The organism is Sphingopyxis sp., assembly GCF_036402335.1.
In the GTDB taxonomy this organism is placed as follows: Bacteria; Pseudomonadota; Alphaproteobacteria; order Sphingomonadales; family Sphingomonadaceae; genus Sphingopyxis.
The window spans coordinates 1-9,846 of the sequence record NZ_DASWTD010000392.1; the positions used below are offsets into that span (position 1 = coordinate 1).

The 9,846-nt window shown below is 64.9% G+C and carries 11 protein-coding genes and 1 pseudogene; 8 read left to right on the top strand and 4 right to left on the bottom strand.

Annotated features, from left to right (window positions below):
* The 8 genes and pseudogenes from VGD20_RS12435 to mazG all read left to right on the top strand — a co-directional run.
* A pseudogene (locus VGD20_RS12435) lies at positions 1-229 on the top strand (D-alanyl-D-alanine carboxypeptidase); the annotation flags it as partial.
* A gap of 75 nt (positions 230-304) precedes the next feature.
* Positions 305-928, top strand: a complete 624-nt coding sequence (tmk, locus tag VGD20_RS12440; protein ID WP_331134746.1) for a dTMP kinase — start codon at positions 305-307, stop codon at positions 926-928.
* A complete protein-coding gene (locus VGD20_RS12445) occupies positions 925-1,911 on the top strand; it encodes a DNA polymerase III subunit delta' (protein ID WP_331134747.1) in 987 nt (328 codons plus the stop codon). Before tmk ends, VGD20_RS12445 begins: the two co-directional genes overlap by 4 nt.
* Positions 1,912-1,949: 38 nt before the next feature.
* Positions 1,950-3,527 carry a methionine--tRNA ligase gene (gene metG / locus VGD20_RS12450; protein ID WP_331134748.1) on the top strand — a complete coding sequence of 526 codons (1,578 nt, stop codon included), beginning with the start codon at positions 1,950-1,952 and terminating at the stop codon, positions 3,525-3,527.
* Entirely contained in the window at positions 3,527-4,303 is a 777-nt protein-coding gene (locus tag VGD20_RS12455) for a TatD family hydrolase (RefSeq protein ID WP_331134749.1), read from the top strand. The genes metG and VGD20_RS12455 overlap by 1 nt, the downstream gene beginning before the upstream one ends.
* A gap of 13 nt (positions 4,304-4,316) precedes the next feature.
* Positions 4,317-5,081, top strand: a complete 765-nt coding sequence (locus VGD20_RS12460; RefSeq protein ID WP_331134750.1) for an MBL fold metallo-hydrolase — start codon at positions 4,317-4,319, stop codon at positions 5,079-5,081.
* The gene (locus tag VGD20_RS12465) at positions 5,078-5,254 is read left to right on the top strand and encodes a hypothetical protein (protein WP_331134751.1); all 177 of its coding nucleotides are present in this window, start codon (positions 5,078-5,080) and stop codon (positions 5,252-5,254) included. Before VGD20_RS12460 ends, VGD20_RS12465 begins: the two co-directional genes overlap by 4 nt.
* 119 nt (positions 5,255-5,373) lie before the next feature.
* Positions 5,374-6,147 (top strand): nucleoside triphosphate pyrophosphohydrolase, encoded by a 774-nt coding sequence (mazG, locus tag VGD20_RS12470; protein ID WP_331134752.1) that lies wholly within the window; start codon positions 5,374-5,376, stop codon positions 6,145-6,147.
* On the opposite strand, the gene hflX is transcribed toward mazG, so the two are convergent.
* The 4 genes from hflX to VGD20_RS12490 all read right to left on the bottom strand — a co-directional run.
* A complete protein-coding gene (gene hflX, locus VGD20_RS12475; protein ID WP_331134753.1) occupies positions 6,144-7,427 on the bottom strand; it encodes a GTPase HflX in 1,284 nt (427 codons plus the stop codon). The two genes, mazG and hflX, sit on opposite strands and share 4 nt — an antisense overlap.
* 59 nt (positions 7,428-7,486) lie before the next feature.
* Complete coding sequence (gene hfq / locus VGD20_RS12480) at positions 7,487-8,044, bottom strand: RNA chaperone Hfq (protein ID WP_414714572.1); 558 nt, start codon at positions 8,042-8,044, stop codon at positions 7,487-7,489.
* A 62-nt stretch (positions 8,045-8,106) separates the two neighbouring features.
* Positions 8,107-9,486 carry a sigma-54 dependent transcriptional regulator gene (locus VGD20_RS12485; RefSeq protein WP_331134755.1) on the bottom strand — a complete coding sequence of 460 codons (1,380 nt, stop codon included), beginning with the start codon at positions 9,484-9,486 and terminating at the stop codon, positions 8,107-8,109.
* Positions 9,476-9,846, bottom strand: a 371-nt coding sequence (locus VGD20_RS12490) for an ATP-binding protein (RefSeq protein ID WP_331134756.1), incomplete at its 5' end; no start/stop codon positions are given. The genes VGD20_RS12485 and VGD20_RS12490, both read right to left, overlap by 11 nt.

A 9,846-nucleotide genomic window follows, 5' to 3' on the forward strand; every position in this document is an offset into this window, starting at 1 on the left:
GGGGGCCGACGGATTGAAAACGGGGCATACTTCCGAGGCGGGTTATTGCTTTCTCGGCTCTGCAAAGCGCAACGGCCGCCGCCTCGTGATGGTCGTCGCCGGCATGGGCAGCGAAAAGGCCCGGCGCGAAGAGGCCGAGCGGTTGATGGAATGGGGCTTCGCGTCGGGCAATGCGCCCGCAATAACGCAAACCGCACCGAAAGGCGGGGCAGCCGCTACGCGGAGATGACAAAAGCCATCCGCCTGGCTACCGCCGAACGATGCACGGGCGGCATCCCATCCTTTCGAATTGCGCGATAGCGACATGACGCGCGGGCGCTTCATCACGCTCGAAGGCGGCGAAGGGGTCGGCAAGTCGACGCAGATCCGCGCGCTGGCCGCCGCGCTCGAAGCGCGCGGCATCGCGGTTGTCGCGACGCGCGAACCCGGCGGCAGCACGGGCGCCGAAGCGATCCGTACGCTGCTGATGGAAGGCAGCGACGACCGCTGGGACGCGCGCAGCGAGGCGCTGCTCTTTGCCGCGGCGCGCGCCGACCATGTCGCGCGGACGATCCGCCCGGCGCTGGCGCGCGGGGCGTGGGTGCTCTGCGACCGTTTCGTCGATTCGAGCCGCGCCTATCAGGGCGGCGGCGGCGGGATCACCGATGCCGATCTGCTCGCGCTCCACGGCTTCGGCTCGGAGGGGCTGTTGCCCGACCGCACCTTCCTGCTGACGGTGAGTGCCGATGAAGCCGCCCGGCGGCTGACCGAACGCGGCGGCAGCGACCGGATGGGCAGCAAGCCCGCCGACTATCAGGCGCGCCTAGCCGCGCGCTTCGTCGAGATTGCGAAGGCCGAACCCGCGCGCTGGCGGATCATCGATGCCGACGCGCCCGCCGCAGACGTCACCGCGGCGATCCTCACCGATCTCGCCGGGTGGCTGGCATGATCGGCCACCAGGATGCCGAAAAGGCGTTTGTCGAGGCGTGGCAGGGCGGGCGGCTTCATCATGCCTGGCTGCTCGCGGGGCTACAGGGGATGGGGAAGGGCGCCTTTGCCGAACGCGTTGCACGCTTTCTGGTGACCCACGGCGCCGAAGGGCAGGCGGCCAGCCTCGACGATGCAGGCGACGAGGCCGCGGGCCGTCTGGTCGATGCCGGCAATCACCCGGAGATTCTCCACCTCGCGCGCCAGCCCAAGGACAAGACAAAGGACCTCGCGCGCAATATCACGATAGAGCAGGTGCGGCAGATGATCCGCCGCCTGCACCTGTCGCTGTCGCTTGGCGAATGGCGGGTGATCATCGTCGACGCGGTCGACGATCTCGAAACCGACGGCGCCAACGCGCTGCTCAAGACGCTCGAGGAACCGCCGGCGAAAACGCTGTTCCTGCTCGTCAGCCATTCACCGGGACGTTTGCTGCCGACGATCCGGTCGCGATGCAGAACGCTGCGTTTTCAACCGATTGACCGTGACGTCATGACCGCATGGCTCCACGAACTGCGCCCGATGCTCGAAATGACCGAGGTGCGCGCGATCGTCGCGGCGTCGGGAGGCGTGCCGGGCAAGGCGCTCGCCCTGATCGACAGCGATGTCGCGGCGATGGAAAAAAAGCTGCTGACGATAGCGACCGGCGGCGATCCCGAAAACCGGCTGCGTGAAGCGCTCGCGCGCGAGGTCGGCGGGACGAGCAATCGCGCGCGCCTCGAACTGGTGATCGACATCGTCCCCGGCCTGCTCGCGCGGCTGGCGCGCGAGCGCCCTGTCGCCGAGATCGCGCCGATCCTCGCCCAATGGGACCGGGTCCAGCGCACCGTCCGCGATGCGATCCGCGGGTCGTACGACGGATCGATGGTCGGCTTCGAAATCGGCAACTGCCTTGCCGAATTGGCGCCGCGCCACGGACAATCGGCGGGGCAATCGGTACGCTGACGCTTTCCCTTGCGCGCGCCAGCGGCTAAGGCGCGCGCATGTCCGAAAACAGCGAACCTTTCTACATCACCACCGCGATCAGCTATCCCAATGGTCGCCCCCATATCGGCCACGCCTATGAGGCGATCGCGACCGATGTCATGGCGCGGTTCCAGCGTGCACGCGGCCGCGACGTCCGGCTGATTACCGGCACCGACGAACATGGGCTGAAGATGTTCCAGACGGCGCGCGACCAGGGTCGCGCCACAATCGACCTTGCCGATGAAATGTCGGGATATTTCCGTGAGATGTATGCCAGGCTGAATATCAGCTATGATAATTTCATGCGCACCTCGGACGCCGCGCACCATGCCGCGTCGCAGGCGATCTGGAAAGCGATGGAAGCCAATGGCGACCTGTATCTCGACCGCTACGAAGGCTGGTACTCGGTCCGCGACGAGGCTTTCTACGATGAAAGCGAGCTGACCGACGGGGAGGGGGGCGCCCGCCTCTCGCCGCAGGGCACACCGGTCGAATGGACCGTCGAGGAAAGCTGGTTTTTCCGCCTGTCGAACTATCAGGACAGGCTGCTTGCGCTCTACAACGACCAGCCCGATTTTATCCGCCCCGAAAGCCGCCGCAACGAGGTGCTGCGCTTCGTCGAGGGCGGACTCAAGGATCTCAGCGTCTCGCGCACCAGCTTCGACTGGGGCGTGCCGGTCCCCAGTTCACCGGGGCATGTGATGTATGTGTGGGTCGACGCGTTGACGACCTATCTCTCGGGCCTCGGCTATCCCGATCCGGACAGCGATTTCGGGACATTCTGGCCGGCGAATATCCATATGATCGGCAAGGATATCGTTCGTTTTCATACGGTTTACTGGCCGGCCTTCCTGATGAGCGCTAACCTGCCGCTGCCAAAACAGGTGTTCGGGCATGGCTTCCTGCTCAACCGCGGCGAGAAGATGTCGAAGTCGCTCGGCAATGTCGTCGATCCGATGGCCCTCGCCGAGCAGTTCGGCGTCGACGCGCTGCGTTATTACCTGCTCCGCGAAGTCAGCTTCGGGCAGGACGGCACCTATTCGGCCGAGGCGATCGTGCGCACCGCAAACGCCGATCTGGCGAACAGCTTCGGCAATCTCGCGCAGCGCAGTTTGTCGATGATTTTCAAGAATCTGGATGGCGTGCTTTCGGCCGACTATGCGCCCGCGAAGGATGATATCGACCTCCTGGCCGAGCTGCACGCGATGGCGACGGAGCACCTGCCGCGCGAATTCGAACAGCTCGCCTTCTCCGTCGGTATCGAGGACTGGATCCGCGCCGTCTTCGCATGCAACCAATATGTCGACACGCAGGCGCCCTGGGCACTCCGCAAGACCGACCCCGAACGCATGCGCGCGGTGTTGATGACGCTGTTCCAGGCGGTCCGCACGCTCGCGATCGCCATCCGCCCGGTCGTACCGGCGGCGGCGGACAAGCTTCTCGACCAGATGGGTATCGCCGGGGATACGCGCGATTTTGCGGCGCTCGCCGACAAGGACTGGTTCGCGAAGCTGGTCGCGAGTGGCCTCGTAGTCGGCCAGCCGGTCCCGATCTTCCCGCGGCTCGAACTGCCGGAAGGGGAAGGGGAGGCCTGATGCTCGTCGATTCGCATTGCCATCTCAATTACAAGGGGCTCGCCGAGCAGCAGGGCGAGGTGCTCGAGCGGGCGCGGGCGCGCGGCGTCACCGCGATGCTCAACATCGCGACGCGCGAAAGCGAGTGGGACGATGTGTTGGCCGCGGCCGAAGCGAATGACGATGTCTGGGCGAGCGTCGGCATCCATCCGCACGACGCCGACCATCATCCCGACGTCGATACCGCCAAGCTGGTCGAGCGCGCCGCGCATCCGCGCGTGATCGGGATCGGCGAGACCGGGCTCGATTATTATTACGACAAGAGCGACCGCGTCCGGCAACAGGACAGCTTCCGCCGTCATATCCACGCCGCGCAGCAAACCGGGCTGCCGGTCATCGTCCACACGCGTGATGCCGAGGCTGACACGCTGCGGCTGCTCGGCGAGGAGATGGGGCGGGCGACTTTCCCCGGCGTGATCCACTGTTTCACCGCCAGCGACGATTTCGCCCGCAAGGCGCTCGACCTCGGGCTGTTCATCTCGATCTCGGGGATCGTGACCTTCAAGAATGCTGCCGACCTGCAGGCGACCGCCAAATGGCTGCCGCAGGACCGGCTGCTGATCGAGACCGATTCCCCCTTCCTTGCTCCCGTCCCGCATCGCGGCAAGACCGGCGAGCCGGCTTTCGTTGCCGATACGCTGGCGTTCCTCGCGACGCTGCGCGACGAGCAGCCGGATGCGCTCGCGGCCGCGACAAGCGCCAATTTCTACTCGCTTTTCAACAAGGCGGCGCCATGACGTCACGCGCGTCATGAAGGTCCGGATCCTGGGTTCGGGCACGTCGTCGGGCGTGCCGCGGCTGGGCAATGACTGGGGGCAGTGCGATCCCGACAATCCCCGCAACCTCCGCAGCCGTGCCTCGATCCTGATCTCGCTTGGCGGCTTCCGCCTGCTCGTCGACACCAGCCCCGACATGCGGCTACAGCTGCTCGATGCCCGGGTCGGTGAAGTGAACGCCGTGATCTGGACGCACGAACATGCCGATCACACTCACGGCCTCGATGACCTGCGCCAGATCATGCACCTGCGCGGCTCGGCAGTGCCGGCCTATGCCCGCGACCATGTCCTCGACATATTGAAGTGGCGCTTCACCTATGCCTTTGCCGGCAACGCCGGCTATCCGGCGTCGGTCGACCCGATCGACCTGCTCGATCACCAGTCGATCGGGCCGATCGAGGTGTCGGCGATCGAAATGCCGCACGGGCCGATCAAGGCGACCGGGCTGATCTTCAGCGATGGTGCGCACAAGATTGCCTATGCCACTGATTTTTCGAAGTTCACCGACGAGATGGTCGATTTTTTCCAGGGCGTCGACCTGTTCGTGATCGATGCGCTGCGCCGCTATCCGCATCCGACGCATCCGCATCTGGCGATGACGCTCGAAGCGCTGACCAAGGTCGGTAATCCGCGCGCGATCATCACGCATATGGACAATACGATGGACTATGATGACCTCGCGGCCGAATTGCCGCCGGGTGTCGAGCCGGGCTATGACGGGCTGGAGGTGCAGTTATGAATGGAGACACGACCGTCCAGATCCTCTGGTTCGCCGGGGCATTCGCGCTGGTGCTGAGTTCGCTGGTCGCGCGGCGGCTACCAATGGCCGACTGGATCAAGATGGCGCTGGCGTGGGTCGCGATATTCGGTCTGGTGTTCCTCGTCATCCGCGCATGGCAACTCGTAACCTGATTGCGGGACCGATGCGGCGGAACGGCGTCACGGAAATATTGCGCGATTCCAACGGCAGGGGGTTTTCACCTCTCCGCCTCAATAGAAATTTAACATAATATATATTATCGGATAATTATATGGCTTCGACCGAGACTCAATCCCCCATCGATCGCCTGCTCGCCATCATGGCGCAATTGCGCAACCCCGACGGCGGATGCGAATGGGATCTGGCGCAGGATTTCTCGACGATCGCGCCCTATACGATCGAAGAAGCCTATGAGGTTGCCGACGCGATTGCTGGCGGCGATGCGAATGCGATCTGCGACGAACTTGGTGACCTGCTGCTCCAGGTCGTGTTTCACAGCCAGATCGCGACCGACGACGGCCTGTTCGGCTTCGACGACGTCGCCAACGCGATCAGCGACAAGATGGAACGCCGCCATCCGCATATCTTCGGCCACCGCAGCACCGACGATGTTCGCCAGCAATGGGAGCAGATCAAGGCGGCCGAACGCGCCGCCGACGGCCCGGCGGGCGCGCTGGCCGGTGTGGCCTTGTCCCTGCCCGCACTGCTGCGGGCGCAAAAGCTGCAGAGCCGCGCGGCGCGCGTCGGTTTCGACTGGCCCGATACCAAAGGGCCGCGCGACAAGATCGACGAGGAGATGGCCGAGGTCGCGGCGGCGGCCGACGATGCCGAACGGCACGAGGAGGTCGGCGACCTGCTGTTCGCTGTGGTCAACTATGCCCGCAAGCTCGGCGTCGATGCCGAGAGCGCGCTGCGCGACGCCAATCTGAAATTCGCCCGGCGCTTTGCCGCGATGGAAGAGCGCGCGGGCGGCAGCCTCGCCGGGCTATCACTCGACGAACAAGAGCAGCACTGGATCGGGGTCAAGGCGTCGGAGCGTTCTTAACGCGCAGGAGTAGCCGGCCAGAGTCGTGCGAAACGCGCGCTGTCCGCGGGATCGAGTCGGACGGTCAGTACATGCCCCGCATCCTCGGGCTCGTCCGCCAGCACTTCGCCGCGCGCGTGAAGCCACGCCGCCGCTTCGCCCTGGCTGTAATCGAGATAGATTCGCTGCACCTTGTGTTGCGCGGTCAGTTGCGCCGCCATCAGGATGCGCGCCGCTTCGACGCCCTCGCCCGTCGCCGCCGATATCACTGCGACGTCGCTCCGCCGCGCCGCCAACTTTTCGATCGCCACGCGGGCGTCATCATCGGCGGTGTCGATCTTGTTCCAGATTTCGACCTGCGGGATCGCCGGCGGTGCCTCGCCCTCCCCGCCATCCTGCGGTCCGTTGGCGCCGAGCGACTCGAGGATCGCGCGGACGTCGTCATATTGCGCCTCGCTGTCGGGATGGACGATGTCGCGGACATGGACGATCAGGTCGGCGGTCGTCACTTCCTCCAGCGTCGCGCGGAACGCTGCGACCAGTTGGGTCGGCAGGTCGGACACGAAACCGACGGTATCGGACAGGATCGCCTTTTCGATACCCGGGAGCCCGATCTCGCGCATCGTCGGGTCAAGCGTCGCGAAAAGCATATCTTCCGCCATGACGTCACTTCCCGTCAGGCGATTGAAGAAGGTCGACTTTCCGGCGTTGGTATAGCCGACGAGTGCGATGACGGGCCAAGGGGCGCGCTGGCGCTTCGATCGCTGGAGCTGGCGCGTGCGCCGCGCATCCTCGAGGCTGCGCCGGATGCGCGCCATGCGATTGCGGATCATCCGTCTATCGGCCTCGATCTGCGTCTCGCCCGGCCCGCCGAGGAAGCCGAAGCCACCGCGCTGGCGTTCGAGGTGGGTCCAGCTGCGTACCAGCCGCCCCGCCTGATAATCGAGATGCGCCAGCTCGACCTGGAGCCGGCCTTCGGCCGTAGCGGCGCGTTCGCCGAAGATTTCGAGGATCAGGCCGGTGCGGTCTATTACCTTGGTGCCGAAGGCGGTTTCGAGGTTGCGCTGCTGGATCGCGGTCAGCGACGCGTCGACGACCACGAGCTGGACGCCCTTCGCAGCAATGTCGGGCGTGATCGCCTCGATCTGCCCGACGCCGAGCAAGGTCGCGGCGCGCGTCTGGCGGAGACGCAGCATATGTATCGCGACGACGTCGAGCCCGATCGCGAGCGCAAGCCCCCTCGCCTCCTCGGCGCGCGCGTCGAGGTCGCGCGAAAGGCGCTGGTTGTGCCATTCGGGCACGACGAGGAGCGCGGCGGCGCCGCGGGTTACCTCGTCTTCGCTATTGATGACCGGATCGATCAGGCGTCGTCCGCTTCGTCTTCGGCTTCGCCGCTGTCGGTCAGGTTGATCGGCCCGTTTGGCTGAACGGTCGAGATCGCGTGCTTGTACACTAGCTGCACCTGACGCTCGCGTTCGAGCAGCATGCAGAACAGATCGAACGCCACGATATCGCCCTGCAGCATCACGCCGTTGACGAGGAACATCGTGACCGATTCGTCCGACTTGCGGACGGCGTTCAGGAAGACGTCCTGCAAGGCCTTGCCCTTGCCGGCGGGTGCGGCACGAATATCGCCGAGTTGCGCGAGATCGAAGTCGTGCGACGGCATCACGGTCGAGATCGCATGCTTGTAGACAAGCTGCGACTGCCCGTCGCGGCGGAGCAGCAACGAGAAATTGTCGAACCAGGTGATGATGCCCTGCAATTTGACGCCCTTGACCAGGAACATGGTCACCGGCGTCTTGCTGCGGCGGACGGCGTTGAGGAAAAGATCCTGGAGATTCTGATTCTTATCGGACACATTGGTCTCCTGTTCTTGGCGGCAAAGCCGCGTTTCGATGCTCGGTAGCCCCGGCATCTTTGACCTTCTTTGTTACCGCACTATGCGGCAAACGATACGGGACGTCTAGCGCAAAGCCGTCAGGCTTCGCCATCCGAACTCTCGGTAAGCCCCAAAAGTTTCAGTTTGCGGTGCAGCGCCGACCGCTCCATGCCGATAAAGGAGGCGGTGCGCGAGATATTGCCCGAAAAGCGGTTGATCTGGATGCGCAGATACTCGCGTTCGAAATTTTCGCGCGCTTCCTTCAGCGGGATTGCAGTGATCGATTCCGAATTGGGCAGGATGTCGGTCCCGCCGCGCACCAGTTCGGCGGGCAGCATGTCGGCATCGATGCGGCTCAGCCGGTCGCTCGGCGCGAGGATCATCACGCGTTCGATCACGTTGCGCAGTTCGCGGACGTTCCCCGGCCATTCATGCGCCTGGAGGGCAGCCATCGCTTCCGAACTGATCTCGGGCGGCGGAACGCGGCGGTCGGCGGCGTAGCGGCGGATATAGTGATCGCACAGGCTGGCGATATCGTCGCGCCGTTCGCGCAGCGGCGGGATATGCACCGGTACGACATTGAGCCGGTAATAGAGATCTTCGCGAAAGCGGCTTTCGGCGATTTCGGTCATCAAGTCGCGCGCCGAGCCCGAAATGATGCGCACGTCGACGCGGATCATCGTACGCCCGCCGACACGGGTGAAGCTCTGGTCGGTGAGGACGCGCAGGATCTTGCCCTGCGTCGTCAGCGGCATATCGGCGACTTCGTCGAGGAACAGCGTGCCGCCATGTGCCTGTTCGAGCAGGCCGACGCGGATCGCGCCATCCTCGGCCTCCGATCCGAACAATTCGGTTTCGACCGTTTCGGGATCCATCCGCGCCGACGAGATCACGCGGAACGGTGCGGTATGCCGCCCGCTCCAGCCGTGCAGTACGCGCGCGGCAACCTCCTTGCCCACCCCCGGCGCACCGGTGATCAGCACGCGGCTACCCGTTCCCGCCACGCGCTTCAGCGTCGCGCGGACATTGTTGATCGCGGCGCTGGTGCCGGTCAGCTCGTCCGATGGCCCCGCCTTTTCGCGCAACTGCTCATATTCGAACTTGAGCCGCTCGCTTTCGGTCGCGCGCGCGACGAGGTGGAGCAGGCGCGAGGCCTCGAACGGCTTTTCGATGAAGTCGAACGCGCCGCGGCGGATCGCCGCGACCGCGGTGTCGAGCCCGCCATGCCCCGAGATCACGATGATCGGCAGCGTCGGGTCGAAGGCCTTGATCGCCTCGACCAGCCCGAGCCCGTCGAGCCGCGAGCCTTGCAACCACACGTCGATCAGCGCGAGCGAGGGGCGCCGCTGCCGGATCGCCTCGAGCGCCGAGTCGCTGTCGGAGGCCGTCCGCGCCTCATAGCCTTCGTCTTCCATGACGCCCGCGACAAGGTCGCAAATGTCGCGTTCGTCGTCGACGATCAGAATATCAAGCGCCATGGTCTTCTCTGTCCTGCCGGTTGCGGATGCGTCCCGGAACCGTTTCACCCTGCCCCATGCCTGCCTCGCCGCCCTTGCCGGCCAAAGCCCGCAGCCGGTCGGGATGGAGCGTCAGGGTGACGCATGTACCCTGCCCCGCCGGATTGTCGGAAAACTCCAGTTCGCCATAATGTTGCTCGACGATCTTCTTGACGATCGCGAGACCGAGCCCAGTGCCGCCCTGCCGCGTCGTCATATAGGGTTCGGCGATCGCGTCACGCGCTTCGGGCAGCCCGATCCCGTCGTCGACGATCCGGATCACCAGTTCGCCGCCGGGCCCCATATCGAGTTCGGCATCGATATGTCCAATGGGCGTCGTTT

Excerpts from the sequence above, each read along its gene's own strand:
- VGD20_RS12445 (WP_331134747.1), top strand. The coding sequence starts at position 925 with ATGATCGGCCACCAGGATGCCGAAAAGGCGTTTGTCGAGGCGTGGCAG.
- VGD20_RS12465 (WP_331134751.1), top strand. The coding sequence starts at position 5,078 with ATGAATGGAGACACGACCGTCCAGATCCTCTGGTTCGCCGGGGCATTC.
- mazG (WP_331134752.1), top strand. The coding sequence starts at position 5,374 with ATGGCTTCGACCGAGACTCAATCCCCCATCGATCGCCTGCTCGCCATC.
- tmk (WP_331134746.1), top strand. The coding sequence starts at position 305 with ATGACGCGCGGGCGCTTCATCACGCTCGAAGGCGGCGAAGGGGTCGGC.
- VGD20_RS12485 (WP_331134755.1), bottom strand. The coding sequence starts at position 9,486 with ATGGCGCTTGATATTCTGATCGTCGACGACGAACGCGACATTTGCGAC.
- metG (WP_331134748.1), top strand. The coding sequence starts at position 1,950 with ATGTCCGAAAACAGCGAACCTTTCTACATCACCACCGCGATCAGCTAT.
- VGD20_RS12455 (WP_331134749.1), top strand. The coding sequence starts at position 3,527 with ATGCTCGTCGATTCGCATTGCCATCTCAATTACAAGGGGCTCGCCGAG.
- hfq (WP_414714572.1), bottom strand. The coding sequence starts at position 8,044 with ATGCCGGGGCTACCGAGCATCGAAACGCGGCTTTGCCGCCAAGAACAG.
- VGD20_RS12460 (WP_331134750.1), top strand. The coding sequence starts at position 4,317 with ATGAAGGTCCGGATCCTGGGTTCGGGCACGTCGTCGGGCGTGCCGCGG.